The 17,522-nt window shown below is 74.8% G+C and carries 14 protein-coding genes and 1 pseudogene; 9 read left to right on the plus strand and 6 right to left on the minus strand.

What is annotated here, in order from left to right:
* Positions 1-197: 197 nt before the first annotated feature.
* Complete coding sequence (locus LPA54_RS01845) at positions 198-485, minus strand: HPr family phosphocarrier protein (RefSeq protein WP_228973284.1); 288 nt, start codon at positions 483-485, stop codon at positions 198-200.
* Positions 486-611: 126 nt separating this feature from the next.
* Between LPA54_RS01845 and LPA54_RS01850 the strand changes: the two genes are divergently transcribed.
* From LPA54_RS01850 to LPA54_RS01865, 4 genes and pseudogenes are all read left to right on the plus strand, one after another.
* Positions 612-3,608 (plus strand): bifunctional GNAT family N-acetyltransferase/acetate--CoA ligase family protein, encoded by a 2,997-nt coding sequence (locus tag LPA54_RS01850; RefSeq protein ID WP_228973285.1) that lies wholly within the window; start codon positions 612-614, stop codon positions 3,606-3,608.
* Positions 3,609-3,686: 78 nt separating this feature from the next.
* Positions 3,687-4,271 carry a DUF5998 family protein gene (locus LPA54_RS01855; protein WP_228973286.1) on the plus strand — a complete coding sequence of 195 codons (585 nt, stop codon included), beginning with the start codon at positions 3,687-3,689 and terminating at the stop codon, positions 4,269-4,271.
* Positions 4,271-5,476, plus strand: a complete 1,206-nt coding sequence (locus tag LPA54_RS01860) for an alkaline phosphatase family protein (RefSeq protein WP_228973287.1) — start codon at positions 4,271-4,273, stop codon at positions 5,474-5,476. The genes LPA54_RS01855 and LPA54_RS01860 overlap by 1 nt, the downstream gene beginning before the upstream one ends.
* Positions 5,477-5,543: 67 nt before the next feature.
* Positions 5,544-6,182: pseudogene (locus LPA54_RS01865) on the plus strand (thymidine kinase); the annotation flags it as partial.
* Between the two features lie 275 nt (positions 6,183-6,457).
* Here LPA54_RS01865 and LPA54_RS01870 read toward each other — a convergent pair.
* Positions 6,458-7,231 carry a VOC family protein gene (locus LPA54_RS01870; RefSeq protein WP_228973288.1) on the minus strand — a complete coding sequence of 258 codons (774 nt, stop codon included), beginning with the start codon at positions 7,229-7,231 and terminating at the stop codon, positions 6,458-6,460.
* Between the two features lie 227 nt (positions 7,232-7,458).
* Between LPA54_RS01870 and LPA54_RS01875 the strand changes: the two genes are divergently transcribed.
* Complete coding sequence (locus LPA54_RS01875; RefSeq protein WP_228973289.1) at positions 7,459-8,319, plus strand: sulfurtransferase; 861 nt, start codon at positions 7,459-7,461, stop codon at positions 8,317-8,319.
* Between the two features lie 184 nt (positions 8,320-8,503).
* Here LPA54_RS01875 and sepH read toward each other — a convergent pair whose 3' ends face one another.
* From sepH to LPA54_RS01890, 3 genes are all read right to left on the minus strand, one after another.
* The gene (sepH, locus tag LPA54_RS01880) at positions 8,504-9,562 is read right to left on the minus strand and encodes a septation protein SepH (protein WP_228973290.1); all 1,059 of its coding nucleotides are present in this window, start codon (positions 9,560-9,562) and stop codon (positions 8,504-8,506) included.
* A gap of 425 nt (positions 9,563-9,987) precedes the next feature.
* The gene (locus LPA54_RS01885) at positions 9,988-11,301 is read right to left on the minus strand and encodes a D-arabinono-1,4-lactone oxidase (protein ID WP_228973522.1); all 1,314 of its coding nucleotides are present in this window, start codon (positions 11,299-11,301) and stop codon (positions 9,988-9,990) included.
* A gap of 16 nt (positions 11,302-11,317) precedes the next feature.
* Positions 11,318-12,595, minus strand: a complete 1,278-nt coding sequence (locus LPA54_RS01890) for an MFS transporter (RefSeq protein ID WP_228973291.1) — start codon at positions 12,593-12,595, stop codon at positions 11,318-11,320.
* A 171-nt stretch (positions 12,596-12,766) separates the two neighbouring features.
* Here LPA54_RS01890 and LPA54_RS01895 point away from each other — a divergent pair, with 171 nt between their 5' ends.
* Together LPA54_RS01895 and LPA54_RS01900 are read left to right on the plus strand one after the other, a co-directional pair.
* On the plus strand, positions 12,767-13,894 hold the full coding sequence (locus LPA54_RS01895; protein WP_228973523.1) for a ferrochelatase: 1,128 nt from the start codon (positions 12,767-12,769) through the stop codon (positions 13,892-13,894).
* Positions 13,895-13,903: 9 nt separating this feature from the next.
* The gene (locus LPA54_RS01900) at positions 13,904-14,731 is read left to right on the plus strand and encodes an inositol monophosphatase family protein (protein WP_228973292.1); all 828 of its coding nucleotides are present in this window, start codon (positions 13,904-13,906) and stop codon (positions 14,729-14,731) included.
* A 67-nt stretch (positions 14,732-14,798) separates the two neighbouring features.
* Here LPA54_RS01900 and LPA54_RS01905 read toward each other — a convergent pair whose 3' ends face one another.
* Positions 14,799-14,972, minus strand: coding sequence for a hypothetical protein (locus tag LPA54_RS01905; RefSeq protein ID WP_228973293.1), 174 nt, complete (start codon positions 14,970-14,972; stop codon positions 14,799-14,801).
* Between the two features lie 381 nt (positions 14,973-15,353).
* Here LPA54_RS01905 and LPA54_RS01910 point away from each other — a divergent pair, with 381 nt between their 5' ends.
* The gene (locus LPA54_RS01910) at positions 15,354-16,007 is read left to right on the plus strand and encodes a response regulator transcription factor (RefSeq protein ID WP_228973294.1); all 654 of its coding nucleotides are present in this window, start codon (positions 15,354-15,356) and stop codon (positions 16,005-16,007) included.
* A gap of 4 nt (positions 16,008-16,011) precedes the next feature.
* Positions 16,012-17,250: a cell wall metabolism sensor histidine kinase WalK gene (locus LPA54_RS01915; RefSeq protein WP_228973295.1), complete on the plus strand. Its 1,239-nt coding sequence runs from the start codon at positions 16,012-16,014 to the stop codon at positions 17,248-17,250.
* The last annotated feature ends 272 nt before the right edge of the window (positions 17,251-17,522 follow it).

The raw sequence follows: 17,522 nt of genomic DNA on the forward strand, positions 1-17,522 counted from the left end.
CGAAAAGCCCCCCGACGGCCCACGGCCACGGCCCGCGGCCCACAGTCCACGGCCACGGCCACGGCCACGGCCACGGCCCACAGTCCACGGCCCGCGGTCCCCGCGACCCGCCGTGCCGGACCGCCCTCCCCCCCCGCAACGCGAGAGCCGCACCCCCGATCGGGGGTGCGGCTCTCGTGTTGCTGCGACCGGGGCCGTCAGACGGTCTCGGGCAGCTCCTCCAGGCCCTCGGCGACCAGCTTCGCCAGCCGGTCCAGCGCCGCGTCCGCTTCCGCGCCCTCGGCGTCGGAGGCGAGGACGACCTCCTCGCCGCCCTGCGCGCCGAGACCGAGCACGGCGAGCATCGACGCGGCGTTGACCGGGGTGCCGCCGGCCTTGGCGATCGTCACGGGAACGCCGGACGCCGTGGCGGCACGGACGAAGATGGAGGCGGGGCGGGCGTGCAGGCCCTCGGCCCAACCCACGTGGACGCGGCGCTCAGCCATGGTGTTGTCCCTCACGTGCTAGTGGTTGTCTAGACCAGTCTCTCATGTTCGGAAGAGTGGGGGAACCCGACTCCGCGTTCCTCCCGGCCCCCTCCCGTACCACGCCGCGCGCCGTACCCTTGGCCCATGCTGAACCCGTCCGATCAGTCGGCGCACGCCTATCCAGACCACTGGGAAGCGGACGTGGTGCTCCGCGACGGCGGCACCGCGCGGATCAGACCCATCACCACGGACGACGCCGAACGCCTGGTCAGCTTCTACGAGCAGGTCTCCGACGAGTCGAAGTACTACCGGTTCTTCGCACCCTACCCCCGGCTCTCCGCCAAGGACGTGCGGCATTTCACCCACCATGACTACGTGGACCGGGTGGGTCTGGCCGCCACGATCGGCGGCGAGTTCATCGCGACCGTCCGCTACGACCGGATCGACGAGAACGGCCACCCCGCCGCCGCCCCGGCCGCCGACGCCGAGGTCGCCTTCCTGGTCCAGGACGCCCACCAGGGCCGGGGCGTCGCCTCCGCCCTCCTCGAACACATCGCCGCCGTCGCCCGCGAGCGCGGGATCCGCCGGTTCGCCGCCGAGGTCCTGCCCGCCAACACCAAGATGATCAAGGTGTTCACGGACGCCGGGTACACCCAGAAGCGCAGCTTCGAGGACGGCGCCGTCCGCCTCCACCTCGACCTGGAGCCCACCGACCGCTCCCTCGCGGTCCAGCGCGCCCGCGAGCAGCGCGCCGAGGCCCGGTCCGTGCAGCGCCTCCTCGCCCCCGGCTCGGTCGCCGTCGTCGGCGCGGGCCGCAGCCCCGGCGGCGTCGGCCGGACCGTCCTGCGCAACCTCGTCGAAGCCGGCTTCACCGGTCGCGCGTACGCCGTGAACAGCGCCCTCCCGGAGGGGCCGGCCACCCTGGAGGGCGTCCCCGCGTACCGCTCCGTCGGCGACGTCGGCGAGCCGGTCGACCTCGCGGTCGTCGCCGTGCCCGCCGAACGGGTCCCGCAGGCCGTCGCCGACTGCGGCGAGCACGGCGTACGCGGCCTGGTCGTCCTCTCGGCCGGCTACGCGGAGAGCGGCCCCGCGGGCCGGGAGCGCCAGCGCGCCCTGGTACGGCAGGCCCGCTCGTACGGCATGCGCGTCATCGGGCCCAACGCCTTCGGCGTCATCAACACCGCGGACGGCACCCGGCTCAACGCCTCCCTCGCCCCGCAGCTCCCCGCCGCCGGCCGCATCGGCCTGTTCACGCAGTCGGGCGCGATCGGCATCGCGCTCCTCGCGGGACTGCACCGGCGCGGCGCCGGGGTGTCGTCGTTCGTCTCGTCCGGCAACCGGGCGGACGTCTCCGGCAACGACATCCTCCAGTACTGGTACGAGGACCCCGACACCGACGTCGTCCTGCTCTACCTGGAGTCGATCGGCAACCCCCGCAAGTTCACCCGGCTGGCCCGCCGGACCGCCGCCGTCAAGCCGGTCGTCGTCGTCAAGGGCGCCCGGCACAGCGGCAGCGCGCCGCCCGGCCACGCCGTGCCCGTCACCCGCATCCCGCACGCCACGGTCTCGGAGCTGCTCCGGCAGGCGGGGGTGATCCGCGTCGACACCGTCACCGAGCTGGTCGACGCGGGGCTGCTCCTCGCCGGGCAGCCGCTCCCCGCCGGCCCGCGCGTCGCGATCCTCGGCAACTCGGAGTCGCTCGGCCTGCTCACCTACGACGCCTGCCTCACCGAGGGCCTGCGGCCGCTGCCGCCCCGGGACCTGACCACGGCCGCGGCCCCGGACGACTTCCGCACCGCCCTTGCCGAGGCGCTCCACGACGACGCCTGCGACGCGGTCGTCGTCACGGCCATCCCGTCGGTCGGCCCGCACGGGGGCGTCGACCCGTCCGGCGAGGGGGAGGTCCTGGCGGCGGCGCTGCGCGCGGCCCGCGCCACCGCGCCCGCGAAGCCGGTCGTCGTCGTCCACGTGGAGCTGGGCGCGCTGGCCGACGCCCTCGCCGCCGCCGCCAGCACCGCCCCCGCCCCGGAACACGCCGCCGGCCCGCCCGCCCGTGCGGCCACCGCCCCACCGGCGACGCGGCCCCCCGCTCACGCGCCACCCCTCCCGCGGACCACCCCCCGGCCCGCCGACGCCCCGCACACCCCCGAAACCCCGCGAACCGCCGGCAGCCCGTACGCCACCGACAGCCCGTACGCCACGGGGGGCCCCGACACCGCGGACGGCGCCCCGGGAACCGCCGACACCCCCGACACCCCCGACACCTCGGGTCGCATCCCCGCCTACCCCGCCGCCGAACGCGCCGTCCGGGCCCTCGCCGAGGCCGTCCGGTACGCCGAGTGGCGCCGCAAGGTCGCCGACCCCGGCCGGGTCCCCGAGTACGAGGGGATCGACGAGAGCGGGGCCGCCGCGCGGATCCAGGAACTGCTGGACGCGCCCGGCGCGGGGGAGCGGGGCGTCACGCTCACGCCGGACGACACCCACCGGCTGCTCGCCCGCTACGGCATCCCCGTCCGGCCCACGCTCCCCGCGCCCGACCCCGACACCGCCGTGCGGGCCGCCGCCCGGCTCGGCTACCCCGTCGCCCTGAAGACCACCGCGCCGCACCTGCGCCACCGCCCCGACCTCGGCGGCGTACGCCTGGACCTCGCCACGGAGGAACAGCTGCGCACCGCGTACACCGAGCTGACGGACGCCCTCGGCAAGCCCACCGAGCTCCAGCCGGTCGTCCAGGCCATGGTCCCGCGCGGCGTCGACACCGTCGTGCGCGCCGCGATCGACCCCGGTGTGGGCGCCGTGCTCTCCTTCGGCCTCGCCGGCGCCCCCTCCGAACTCCTCGGGGACACCGCCCACCGACTCGTCCCGGCCACCGACCGGGACGTCGCCGAGCAGATCCGATCCATCCGGACCGCCCCGCTCCTCTTCGGTTGGCGCGGCTCCGCCCCCGTCGACACCGCCGCCCTGGAGGAGCTGCTCCTGCGCGTGTCGCGGCTGGTGGACGACCATCCGGAGGTGGTCGCCGTGGCCCTCGAACCCGTCGTCGTCGCCCCCCGGGGCCTCGCCGTCCTCGGTGCGACCGTCCGCCTCGCCCCGCCGCCGGCCCGCACCGACCTCGGCCCCCGCCGGCTCCCCAGCTACTAGGAGCGCCCGGGGACTCCCTCCCCCGCGGCGCCCTCACGACCGTCACCGGCGGCCCGGACGCCCCTTAGGATGGAGTCCATGGCGAAGACCGGTACGACGACCCAGGGGCTGCGCGCGGCCATCGAGCGCAGCGGCTACTACCCGGCCCTCGTGGCCGAGGCGGTGGAGGCCGCCGTCGGCGGCGAGCCGATCTCGTCGTACCTCGTCCACCAGGAGACCACCTTCGACGCCAACGAGGTGCGGCGCCACGTCACCGTCCTCGTCCTCACCTCGACCCGCTTCATCGTCAGCCACACCGACGAGCAGAACGCCGACACCAGCTCCCCGACGCCGTACGCGACCACGTCCACCGAGTCCGTCAAGCTCGACCGGATCTCGTCGGTGGTCGTCAGCCGCGTCGTGGCGAACCCCGAGGCGTACACGCCCGGCTCGCTCCCGCGCGAGGTGGTCCTCACGGTCGGCTGGGGCGCCGTCGCCCGCCTCGACCTGGAGCCCGCCGCCTGCGGCGACCCGAACTGCGACGCCGACCACGGCTACACCGGCAGCTCCACCGCCGACGACCTCAGCCTGCGCGTCAGCGAGGCCGGCGACGGCCCCGAGACGGTCCGCCAGGCGCTGCGCTTCGCGCAGGCCCTGTCCGAAGCCACCGCGGCCGCCCGCTGATGGTCCAGCCCGCCGCCCCGGCCTCCGCCTGGCCCGACGACCCGGTACCGCTGGCCCTCGACACCGCGCCGGTGCCCGAGTACGGCACCGGGTCCCTCGCCGACCTGCTGCCGACCGTCGCGGCCGGACTCGGCGTGCCGGAGTTCACACCGCGCATCGAGGAGCTGACGCCGGCCGACCGGGTCTGCGTCTTCCTCATCGACGGGCTCGGCTGGGAGCAGGTGCGGGCCCACCCGGCCGAGGCGCCGTTCCTGACCTCGCTCCTCGGCACCTCGCGCGGCGGCACGGGACGCCCCCTCACCTCGGGCTTCCCCGCCACCACCGCGACCTCCCTCGCCTCGGTCGGCACCGGACTGCCCCCGGGCGCCCACGGCCTCGCCGGGTACACCGTCCGCGACCCGGACAGCGGGCAGCTGATGAACCAGCTGCGCTGGCGCCCCTGGACCCCGCCGCACGTCTGGCAGCCCTACCCGACGGTGTTCCGGCTGGCCGACGCGGCGGGCGTCCACACGGCGCAGGTGTCGTCCCCCGCCTTCCAGGACACGCCGCTCACCAAGGTCGCGCTCAGCGGCGGCACCTTCCACGGGCGGCTCTCCGGCGAGGAGCGCATGGACTTCACCGCCCGGCAGCTGGCCGCCGCCGACCGTGCGCTGCTCTACACGTACTACAGCGAGGTGGACGGCGCCGGCCACCGCTTCGGCGTCGACTCGGACGCCTGGCGCGGGCAGCTGATGCACGCCGACCAGCTCGTCCAGCGGCTCGCCGAGCAGCTCCCGCCGCGCTCCGCGCTGTACGTCACGGCCGACCACGGCATGGTGGACATCCCCTTCGACGAGGAGTCGCGGATCGACTTCGACGAGGACTGGGAGCTGCGCGCCGGCGTCGCCCTGCTCGGCGGCGAGGGCCGCGCCCGCCACGTGTACGCGGTGCCCGGCGCCGCGTCGGACGTCCTCGCCTGCTGGCGCGAGGTGCTCGGCGACCGCTTCTGGGTCGCCGGCCGTGACGAGGCGGTGGCGGCCGGCTGGTTCGGTCCGCACATCGACGCGCGGGTCCTCGGCCGGATCGGTGACGTCGTCGCGGCCGCCCACGACGACGTGGCCCTGACGGCCTCCATCGAGGAGCCGCACGAGTCGGCGATGGCCGGCATGCACGGCTCGATGACCGCCGCCGAACAGCTCGTCCCGCTGCTCGAAGTGCGCCCGTAGCCGCCGCCCGCCCCCGCCCCGCCCTTCCCGCCCCCGTCCCGTTGACCCGAAAGGTCGTCGCCTCCCCATGCCCGAGCTGGTGTTCTTCTCCGGAACGATGGACTGCGGAAAGAGCACCCTGGCTCTGCAGATCGAGCACAACCGGTCCGCGCGCGGCCTCCAGGGCATGATCTTCACCCGGAACGACCGGGCGGGGGCGGGCAAGCTCTCCTCCCGCCTCGGGCTGGTCACGGAGGCCGTCGAGGCCGCCGAGGAGTTCGACTTCTACGGCTACCTCGTCGACCACCTGTCGCGCGGCGGCCGCTGCGACTACGTCATCGCGGACGAGGCGCAGTTCCTCGCCCCCGAGCAGATCGACCAGCTCGCCCGGGTCGTCGACGACCTGGAGCTGGACGTCTTCGCGTTCGGCATCACCACCGACTTCCGCTCCAAGCTCTTCCCCGGCTCGCAGCGGCTCGTGGAGCTCGCGGACCGGGTCGAGGTGCTCCAGGTGGAGGCGCTGTGCTGGTGCGGGGCGCGGGCCACGCACAACGCCCGCACCGTCGGCGGCGTGATGGTCGTCGAGGGCGCGCAGGTCGTCGTCGGCGACGTCAACGCGGGGGACGAGGTGGGGTACGAGGTGCTGTGCCGACGCCACCACCGGCGCCGCATGACGGCCGCGAGCGCCCACGCCGCCGCGCTCTCCCCGGACGTCCTCCCCGTCGAACCGACGGAACCGACGGAACCGGCGGGACCGCCTGGACCGACGGGGTCGATGGAAGCCCCGGGACCGACGGACCCCACCGGACCGGCGGACCGCACCGGACCGACAGGACCGGCGGCAGCGACAGGACCGACGGTGCGACCTACCGAGCGCGCCGCCCGGCCGCCCCGCCCGGCCGCGCGCGTCCAGCCCGCCTGACGCGCGCGCCGTACGCCTGCCCGCCGCCCCCCGGCGGTCCGCCCTGGTGCCACCGGGGCCGGCCCGCCGGGCCCCGCGGATCAGCGACCGGCCGACCGCACGAGCGTGAACACGGCGCCCTCCGGGTCCGCCACCACCGCGTGCCGCCCCTCCGGCGCGTCGGCCGGCGGCCGCAGCACCCGCCCGCCCAGCTCCTCGACCCGTCGGGCGGCGCCGTCCGTGTCCGCCACCTCGAACCACGTCATCCAGTGCGCGCCCCGGTCGCGCGGCAGGGCGCTGCCCATCCCGCGCAACCCCGCGACGGGCCGCCCGCCCGCGCGCAGCGTGACGAGGTCCGTGCCGGCGGGGGCCGACGGCTCCGGCTCGCAGCCGAAGACCGTCCGGTAGAACTTCGCGACCGACTCCGTGTCGTGGGTCAGCAACTCGTTCCAGACGGGCGCGCCCGGCACCCCCCGCACGGCCGTCCCCAGGTGGGCGGCGGCCTGCCAGACGCCGAAGACGGCCCCCGACGGGTCGGAGCAGATCACGATCCGCCCGGCGTCGCCCGCGTCGATCGGCCCGACGGCGACGGTCCCCCCGGCGCAGCGGATCGATTCGGCGGCGTCACAGGCGTCGCGGGACGACAGGTACGTGGTCCAGGACACGGGCAGGTCCCGGCCGGCGGGCGACTGCCCGAGGCCGGCGACCTCCAGTCCGTCGAGCAGGGCGCGCACGTACGGGCCGAGCTGCCGCGGGCCGGGCCGGAACTCCCAGCCGAAGAGGTTCCCGTAGAACTCCTGCGTCGCGTCAAGGTCGTGCACCATCAAGCTCACCCAACAGGGTGTACCCGGCTCGCGCCGAGTCGCCTCGGTCATCGTCACACTCTCCTCGGACCATCATCGTGGCCGTACGGGGGGACGGGGCGTGGACCGCCCACGCCAACTGGCTTCACGCCTCGTCAGATGCTCGCACCGCAGGCCGGACGGTGCGCCCGGGCCGCGCCGCGGTTTGGCGCGATCCCGCAGGAGGATGCCCGGATTTCCGTGACCCATCCGCGCGCGGACGCCCCGGCACGGCCGGTGTCTGCGCGAGGATGGCACGTATGAAGCCCAACGCAAGCACCGACTCGAACCCCTTGGTCTCCCCGGCGGACCTCGCGGCCGAGCTGGCGGCACCGGGCCCCGGCGGGGCCCCCGTCCTGCTCGATGTCCGCTGGGAGCTGGGCGGCCCGCCCGGACGCCCGGCGTACGAGGCCGGCCACCTCCCGGGCGCCGTGTACGTGGACCTCGACGCCGAGCTGGCCGGCGAGCCCGGTCCGCGCGGCCGCCACCCGCTGCCGGACCTCGCCGTCTTCGGCGCGGCGATGCGCGCGGCGGGCGTCTCCGCCGGGACGCCCGTGGTCGTGTACGACGGCGGCCAGGGGTGGGCGGCGGCACGGGCCTGGTGGCTGCTGCGCTGGGCGGGCCACCCCGACGTCCGCGTCCTGGACGGCGGCCTGGCCGCCTGGCGGGGCGAGCTGTCGCTGGACGTCCCGCGCCCGGCGCCGGGCGACTTCCGGCCGGTACCGGGCGGACTGCCGCTGCTGGACGCGGACGGCGCGGCCGCCGTGGCCCGGTCCGGGCTGCTGCTGGACGCCCGGGCGGGGGAGCGGTACCGGGGCGAGGTCGAGCCGATCGACCCGGTGGCCGGTCACGTTCCGGGCGCGGTGTCGGCCCCCACCAGCGGCAACGTCGGACCGGACGGGCGCTTCCTGCCCGTCGAGGCGTTGGAGGCGCGGTTCAAGGAGCTGGGCGTGCTCGACGCGCCCGAGGTGGGCGTGTACTGCGGCTCGGGCGTCTCCGCGGCCCACGAGGTGCTCGCCATGGAGGCCGCGGGGATCAGGGCGGCGCTGTACGCCGGCTCCTGGTCCGAGTGGTCGCGCGACCCGTCGAGGCCGGTCGCCACGGGCCCCGACCGGGGCTGACGGCACGGCGGCCAGCTGAGCTGACGGCCGCCGGCCTCAAGGGCCGGCGGCGCCGGACCGGGGCCGCCGGACCGGGGCCGGTGTTCCAGGACCGCGGGCTTCAGGGCCGGTGGTGTCACCGGTGGCGCCGGGTACGGGGGGCCGGTGTCGGCGGCGCCCGTCCCGGGGCGCGAGCCGCCGGTCGCTACTCCTGCTTCTTGCGGCGGGTGCCGAAGACGATCTCGTCCCAACTGGGGACGGCGGCCCGACGCCCGGGGCGGACCCCGTCCGCCTCGGCCTGGCGGTCGGTCGTGCCGACCAGCCGGTCCCGGTGGCCGCTCACCGACCGCGGCATCAGCACGTCGGCGTACGCCGACCCCGCACCGGCCGAGGCGGCGGGCGCCGGCGGCTCCTCGGCCTCCGGCTCCGTGCCGTCCTCGGCGGCCGCCGCGTCCGAACCGGTGGGACGCTCCGGGACGACCATGTCGCCCCGGAAGCTCGGCACCGCCTCCAGCAGGCTGGTCAGCGAGTCGCGTTCCGACTCCTCCGCCGGCTCGGCGCTGGGCGCGGGCGCCGCGGGCCGGTCCAGGGTCCGCTCGCGCGGCAGCCGCGCGATGCGCGGGACGAAGGGGAAGCTCGGCTCCGGGACGGCCACGGCGTCGTCGGTCTCGCCGATGAGGGCGCGCGCCTCGTCGTCGACGGCCTGCACCAGCCGCCGCGGCGGGTCGTAGGTCCAGCTGGCGGTGTGCACCTCGCCGGCGACCCGGTAGACGAGCAGGACCTCCCAGGTGCCGTCGTCGCGGCGCCAGGAGTCCCACGCCACGGTGTCCTTCTCGGCGCCGCGCAGCAGCAGCCGCTCCTGCACGGCCTCGCCGAGCTGGGGGCCGGCGTTCTCACCGGGGCGGCGGACGGGCGTCTTGCGGGCCCGCTCGGCCATGAACGCGCGCTCCGCGAGCACGGGGCCCTCGAACCGGCGCACCCGCTCGACCGGGATGCCGGCGAGCTGGGCGACCTCCTCGGCGGAGGCACCGGCCCGTATCCGCGCCTGGATGTCCCGGGGGCGCAGGTGGCTCTCCACCTCGATCTCGATCTGGCCGAGACGGGGGCGGTCGTTGCGGACGGCGGCGCGCAGCCGCTCGTCGATCGGAAGCGTGTACTCCGTGCTGTCAGCAGCCTTCAGCACCAGTCGTGTGCCGTCGTTGGAGACGGCCACGACACGCAGTTCGGGCATGGGGACCTCCCGGGTGGTGCCTGCCGACGTCACGTGCGTCGCTGCTTCCGCTAGTCGAGTGTGGCCTGCCCGGGTGCAGCCTGCCACAACCTTGCCGAGTTGCCCGGCGTGTCGGGCATGGGCCCTGAAACGCCGTTATGGCACGGTAACCTATTCCGCAACCTGGCGTGACTGGTCGGTCACAGCCGGTCACGGGCTTCCGTGCGGTATCGCGGCGCCGCCGGATCGAGTGCCATTTTCGGCCCCTCCCGTTGATCCCGGACATCCGTAAGGGACCGATGCCCAGGGTTCGCCACAGTACTCCATTCGGGCCATGTCAGTGGACCGGCGCGCCGCCGAAGTTCTCCGGGCGTCCGGTAGTTGACCCTCCGACACGGCCCGTCGAGCGGTGTTCCGCGGGTGGAAAACGGCCGAAAGGGAACTAAGCGCGCCTCCCGTGGACGGCAGCGGACGAGGCGTCAGTCACCCAGTACCCGCCGCAGGTAGGCGTTGGCGAAGAGACGGTCGGGATCCAGCCGGTCGCGCAGCGTCGTGAACTCGCCGAACCGGGGATAGACCTCGGCCAGGTACCCGGCGTCCCGCGTGTGCACCTTCCCCCAGTGCGGCCGGCCGCCGTGCGCCGTCATGATCCGCTCGACCGCCGTGAAGTACGCCCGGTAGGGCGCCCCCCGGTACATGTGCACCGCGATGTAGGCGGTGTCCCGGCCCGACGCCGTGGAGAGCGTGATGTCGTCGGCGGGCGCCGTCCGCACCTCCACGGGGAACCCGACCCGCAGCGGCGAGCGCTCCAGCATCGCCTTCACCTCGCGCAGCGCCGCCACGGCCGCCTCGCGCGGGAGGGCGTACTCCATCTCCATGAAGCGCACCCGGCGGGGACTGGTGAAGACCTTGTACGGGATGTCGGTGTACGTCCGCGCCGACAGCGCCCGACTGGAGATCCGGGCGATCGACGGGACGGCCGCCGGCAGCGCGCGCCCGAAGGAACTGGCCACCTGGAAGACCCCGTTGGAGAGGAACTCGTCCTCGAACCAGCCGCTCACCGGCCCGAGCGGGGCGGCCGGACCGTGGCTGCGGTTGTTGCGCTTGGTGCTGCAGTTCTCCGTGTGGGGGAACCAGTAGAACTCGAAGTGCTCGTTCTCGGCGTGCAGCGCCTCGAACTCCGCGGTGACCCGGTCGAACGACATCGGCTCCTCGCGCGCGGTGAGCAGGAACAGCGGCTCCACCGCGAGCGTGACCGCCGACACCACGCCCAGCGCGCCCAGGCCGATCCGCGCCGCCGCGAAGACCTCCGGCTCCTCCTGCGCCGAACAGGCCAGCACCCGCCCGTCCGCCGTCACCAGCTCAAGCCCGCGGACCTGGGCGGCGAGCGAGCCGGAGTCGCGGCCCGTGCCGTGCGTCCCGGTGCTGATCGCGCCCGCGACCGTCTGCTCCATGATGTCGCCCATGTTCGCCAGCGACAGGCCCTCCCGGGCCAGCGCGGCGTTCAGCCGCTTCAGCGGCGTGCCCGACTCCACGGTCACCGTCATCGCCGAGCGGTCGACGTGCCGGATGCCGGTGAGCAGGTCGGGGCGGATCAACAGCCCGTCCGTCGCCGCTATCGACGTGAAGGAGTGGCCGGTGCCGACGGTCTTCACGCGCAGGCCGTCGTCGGCGGCGTTCCTGATCGCCTCGGCCAGCTCGTCCACCGAGGCCGGCCGGGCCTCCCGCGCCGGGCGGACCGCGACGTTCCCCGCCCAGTTGCGCCAGGTGCCGTCCGCCGCGCGCCGGCCCAGCCGGCTCGCGAAGCCGCTACTGCTCGGACCGCCCCGATCGCTCCAACCGCTCCGGCCGCTCGGACTGTTCCGGGTCCTGCTGCTCACGCTGCCCCTCCCGCGTCGGCACCGGCTGGGTCAGCCGGCGGTACCCCAGGAACGCCACCACGGCCGCCAGCACCCCCGCCACACCGGGCACCGCGTACCCCACGGAGGCCCCGTGCTCGGCGACCACCCAGCCGGAGGTCGACGTGCCCAGCGCCACGCCCACCGCGAGCCCGGTCCCTGTCCAGGTCATGCCCTCGGTGAGCTGGCCGCGCGGTACGTGCGCCTCCACCAGGGCCATGGTGGTCACCATCGTCGGTGCGATGGCGAGGCCCGCGACGAAGAGCGCGACGGCCAGCAACGGAAGGTTCCCGGCCAGTTGGAGGGGGATCATACTCACGGACATCGCGATGACGCCCAGGAGCCAGCGGCGGGCGGGGGCGCCCTTCGGCCGCATCGTCCCGAAGACGGCGCCCGCGAGGCACGAACCGGCCGCGTACACCGCCAGCACCAGGCTCGACGCCGTCTTGTGGCCCTGCTCCTCGGCGAACGCCACCGTCACCACGTCGACCCCGCCGAAGACGGCCCCCGTCGCGACGAACGCGGCGACGAGGACCTGCAGGCCGGGGGAGCGCAGCGCGCTGGTCCGGGCGCCGGCGTGCGTGCCGACCGGGTGGGGCGCCGGCTCCGTGGCCCGCTGCGCGGTCAGCCACCAGACGCCGACCAGCAGGAAGAGCGCGGCGAGCAGCGGGCCGGCCGCCGGGAACCACATCGTCGACAGGCCGATCGACAGCGGCGGGCCCACGATGAAGCAGACCTCGTCGACGATCGACTCCAGCGAGTATGCCGTGTGCAGCTCCTGCGGCCGGCCCCGGTGGATCTCCGCCCACCTGGCCCGCGTCATCGCGCCGAGGCTCGGCACGCAGCCCGCGCCCGCCGTGCACACGAAGAGCGTCCAGTCCGGCAGCCCCTTCTCGGCGCAGATCAGCAGCGCTCCGGCCGCCACGACCGACACGAGCGTCGCCGGACGCAGGACCCGGCGCTGCCCGTACCGGTCGACCAGCCGGGACACCTGCGGGCCCAGCACCGCGGCGGAGAGCGCCAGCGTCCCGGTCAGCAGCCCGGCCAGCCCGTACCGCCCCGTCAGCTCGGTGATCATCGTGAGGACGCCGACGCCCATCATCGCCAGCGGCATGCGCCCGAGGAGGCCGGCGGCGGAGAACCCGAGGGTGCCGGGGACGGCGAAGAGCGCACGGTAGGGACTGGCCAAGGGGGTTCTCCGAGGGTGGTGCGAGGCGGGCCGCGGTCGGCGCGCGCGGACCGGGCGGGGTGAGGCGTTTGGTACAGCCTTCACAGATTACGGCCGAAAGAGTGGCGACGCACGGCGGTTTCCCGGCTGTCGGTGCCGGGTGGCAGGATCGGGACCATGTCCGATCAGCGTGTGTCCGACCAGCGAGACCCGGCCCCGTACGACGCCCTGCTGCTGCTCTCCTTCGGCGGCCCGGAGGGGCCCGACGACGTCGTGCCGTTCCTGGAGAACGTGACGCGGGGCCGCGGCATCCCCACGGAGCGGCTGAAGGAGGTCGGGCAGCACTACTTCCTCTTCGGCGGCGTCAGCCCCATCAACGACCAGTGCCGGTCCCTGCTGGCGGCGATCCGCGAGGACCTCGCCACCGCCGGCGTGGACCTGCCCGTGCACTGGGGCAACCGCAACTGGGCGCCGTACCTGACGGACACGCTGCGCGAGATGGTCCGCGCCGGACACCGCCGCATCGCCGTCCTCGCCACCAGCGCCTACGCCTCGTACTCCGGCTGCCGGCAGTACCGCGAGAACCTCGCGGACGCGCTCGCCACCCTGGAGGCCGAGGGCCTGCCGCTGCCGAGGGTCGACAAGCTGCGGCACTACTTCAACCACCCCGGCTTCGTCGAGCCGATGGTCGAGGGCGTCCTGGCCTCCCTCTCCGAGCTGGACGACGCCGTCCGCGCGGGCGCCCACCTCGCCTTCACCACCCACTCCATCCCCGAGTCCGCCGCCGACACCTCGGGCCCGGTCGAGGGCCACGGCGAGGGCGGCGCGTACGTCGCGCAGCACCTGGACGTCGCCCGCCTGATCGCCGGGGCGGTACGGGAGCGCACCGGCGTCGACCACCCCTGGGAGCTCGTCTACCAGTCGCGCAGCGGCGCCCCGCACATCCCGTGGCTGGAGCCCGACATCGGCGACCACCTCGAGGCGCTCCACGGCAAGGGCGTCCCGGCCGTCGTCATGGTCCCCATCGGGTTCGTCTCCGACCACATGGAGGTCCTGTACGACCTCGACACCGAGGCCATGGCCAAGGCCGCCGAGCTGGGCCTGCCCGTCCGCCGCTCCGCCACCGTGGGGGCCGACCCGCGGTTCGCCGCCGCCGTGCGCGAGCTGCTGCTGGAGCGCGCGGCCGCGGAGCGGGGCGCCGCCCCGCAGCGGTGCGCGCTGGGCGCCCTGGGGCCCTCGCACGACCTGTGCCCGGTCGGCTGCTGCCCCGCCCGCGCCGAGCGGCCCGCCGCGGCCGGCGCCGACAGCCCCTACGCCTGAGGAGGCCCCGTGACCGACCCGCTGCCGCCCCGCACGGCCGACGACCCGCTGCTGGACGAGCTGCTGGACGCCGCCCTGGAGGCGGCCCGCAGGGCCGGCGCCCTGCTGCGCGACGGGCGCCCGGCCGACCTCGGCGTCGCCGCCACCAAGTCGAGCCCCATCGACGTCGTCACCGAGATGGACATCGCCGCCGAGAAGCTGATCACGGGGTACCTCGCCGAGCGCCGCCCGCAGGACGGCCTGCTCGGCGAGGAGGGCGGCGCCACCGAGGGCACCAGCGGCATCCGGTGGGTCGTCGACCCGCTCGACGGCACGGTGAACTACCTCTACGGCCTGCCCACCTGGGCGGTGTCCATCGCGGCCGAGCGCGACGGCGAGGCGCTCGTCGGCGTCGTCGAGGTCCCGATGCGGGGCGAGACCTTCCACGCGGTGCGCGGTCGCGGCGCCCACCTGGGGGAGCGGCGGCTGAGCTGCCGCCCCGCCCCGCCCCTGGACCAGGCCCTGGTGTCGACGGGCTTCAACTACGTCGCCGAGGTCCGCGCCCACCAGGCGGAGGTGGCCGGCCGGCTGGTCCCGCTGCTGCGGGACATCCGCCGGGGCGGCTCCGCCGCCGTCGACCTGGCCGACGTCGCCGCCGGCCGCCTGGACGGCTACTACGAGCGCGGGCTGCGCCCCTGGGACCGCGCCGCCGGCGTGCTCCTCGCGCGCGAGGCGGGCGCCCTCACCGGCGGACGCCCCGGCGCGCCCGCGGACGACGACCTCACGGTGGCCGCGAGCCCCGGCGTCTTCACGCCGCTGCAGGCCCTGCTGGAGGACCTGGGCGCCTGGCACGACTGACGTGCCGAAGGCCCCGGTGTCCGGGGGACACCGGGGCCTTCGGCGGGCCCGTGAAGGGACGCGGGCGTCAGACGGTCATCGCGGAGACCTCGACGCCGTGCTCCTCCGCCAGCCGGCGGAGGTCGTCCAGCTCCGCCTGCTCGACATCGGCCAGGAAGTCGTCTCCCGTCTCCCGCGCCCGCGTCAGATCGCTCTGCGTGGCCCTTATGCGCTGGAGGAGTCCTGCGGTGAAAGCGTCCATGATGCGCCCCCTCGTCATGGGTCGGTGGCACGGGGGTGTGCCGGGGGTGGGTCGGATCACGCGCAGCGCCTCTGGGGGACAGAGCGGCCCGTGGCAAACCGCGTACGGGGCGTGATCTCGGGTGTGCAGTCGTCCTCCCCAGAGGAAACCTCAGGGAAACCTCAAAAATCCGCGCCTGTCGCGAATGCGTCGCCCCCGCCCCGCGGCCCGCCCCCGCCCCGCCCCCGGCTCCGCCCCTGCTCCGGTACGGCGTCGGGACCGCCCGCCGGCCGCCGCCTTACAGCCGGTTTACGCGCGTAAGGGGCAGGATGAGCGGGACACCGTCCGTCCCGCGGTGTCGTGGATCTGCCCGGATCCGGGCTCGGAGAAAGGAACAGCGCCGTGCGCGTACTCGTCGTCGAGGACGAGCAGCTGCTCGCCGATGCGGTGGCCACCGGACTGCGCCGGGAGGCCATGGCCGTCGACGTCGTGTACGACGGGGCCGCCGCCCTGGAGCGGATCGGCGTCAACGACTACGACGTCGTCGTCCTGGACCGCGACCTGCCCCTCGTCCACGGTGACGACGTCTGCCGCAAGGTCGTCGAGCTCGGCATGCCCACCCGCGTGCTGATGCTCACCGCGTCCGGCGACGTCAGCGACCGCGTCGAGGGGCTGGAACTCGGCGCCGACGACTACCTGCCCAAGCCCTTCGCGTTCAGCGAGCTCATCGCCCGGGTCCGCGCGCTGGGCCGGCGCACCACCGTGCCCCTGCCGCCGGTGCTGGAGCGGGCCGGGATCAAGCTCGACCCCAACCGACGCGAGGTCTTCCGCGACGGCCGGGAGATCCAGTTGGCCCCGAAGGAGTTCGCGGTGCTGGAGGTGCTCATGCGCAGCGAGGGGGCCGTGGTCTCCGCCGAGCAGCTGCTGGAGAAGGCCTGGGACGAGAACACCGACCCGTTCACCAACGTCGTCCGGGTCACCGTCATGACCCTGCGCCGCAAGCTCGGCGAGCCCCCGGTGATCATCACCGTACCCGGCTCCGGTTACCGGATCTGACCCCGTGGCCGGCACCCCCACCCCGCCACAGGCGCCCCCGAAGCCCACCTGGGACCCGCGGATCCCGGCACGCCCCCTGCTGCGCCCCACCATCCGCATACGCCTCACCCTGCTCTACGGCGGGATGTTCCTGATCGCCGGCGTCCTGCTGCTGTCGATCATCTACCTGCTCACCCGGCAGGCGCTGTCCATCAGCACGGACGACCTGCCCTTCAAGCTGCTGAAGGGCGAGGTCGAACCCAACTTCTCCTGGTGCAGGCTGCCCGTCGAGGGCGTCACGCCCGACCAGTTCAACGACGCCATGGCCGCCTGCCTCCAGCACCAGCGCGACCTCGCCCAGGACGAGCTGCTGCGCCGCTCGCTCTTCGCGCTGCTGGGCCTCAGCATCATCGCGTTCGCCTTCGGCTACGCGATGGCGGGCCGCGTGCTCTCCCCGCTGGGCCGCATCACCCGCACCGCCCGCCAGGTGGCCGGTTCCGACCTGAGCCGCCGGATCAAGATGGCCGGGCCCGACGACGAGCTCAAGGAGCTCGCGGACACCTTCGACGACATGCTGGACCGGCTGGAGCGGGCCTTCACCGCGCAGCAGCGGTTCGTGGCCAACGCCTCGCACGAACTGCGCACGCCGCTGGCGATCAACCGCACGCTGCTGGAGGTCCACCTCTCCGACCCGGCCGCCCCCGTCGAGATGCGGGAGCTCGGCAAGGCGCTGCTCGCCACCAACGAGCGCAGTGAGCAGCTCGTCGAGGGCCTGCTGCTGCTCGCCCGGAGCGAGAACCAGATCGTGGAGCGCAAGCCCGTGGACGTCGCCGAGGTCGCCTCCCGCGCCATCGACCAGGTGCGGGGCGAGGCGGAGGCCAAGGGCGTGGAGATCCGCGGCGAGTGCGCCCCGGTGGTCGTCCAGGGCAACGGCGTGCTTCTGGAGCGCGTCGCCCTCAACCTGGTGCAGAACGCCGTGCGGTACAACGTGCCGGAGGACGGCTGGGTGGAGGTCACGACCACCGCCGAGCAGGGCCGGGCGGTGCTGGTGGTGTCGAACACGGGGCCGGTCGTGCCGGCGTACGAGATCGACAACCTCTTCGAGCCGTTCCGCCGACTCCGCGAGGAGCGGACCGGGAGCGACCGGGGGGTCGGGCTCGGGCTGTCGATCGTCCGCTCCGTGGCGCGCGCCCACGGCGGCCGCATCACCGCGGAGCCCCGGGAAGGCGGCGGCCTCGTGATGCGCGTCACCCTGCCGCAGTGACGGACGTGGACCGGCGACCGTGACCTGTTCGCTCTCAGCGGAATTTCCCGGGGTCGCCCGGATGGCGTCACTGTGTGATCGATCACAGCCGTCACTGGTCGAACGATCACGCTCCGTGAAGGGAAATGGCCCCGGAAAACCAGGAGATGTCCGGGTTTCCCGGGGGTGGGATCACGGGAAGTACACGGGGTGGTGCGTGTGAAGCACGCGGCCCCGACCGTGTACGGTCCCGTTCGCCACCCAAAGCCGAGCACCCGAGAGGGCCCCGGTTG

It is taken from the genome of Streptomyces sp. DH12 (genome assembly GCF_020873895.1).
Classification (GTDB): domain Bacteria; phylum Actinomycetota; class Actinomycetes; order Streptomycetales; family Streptomycetaceae; genus Streptomyces.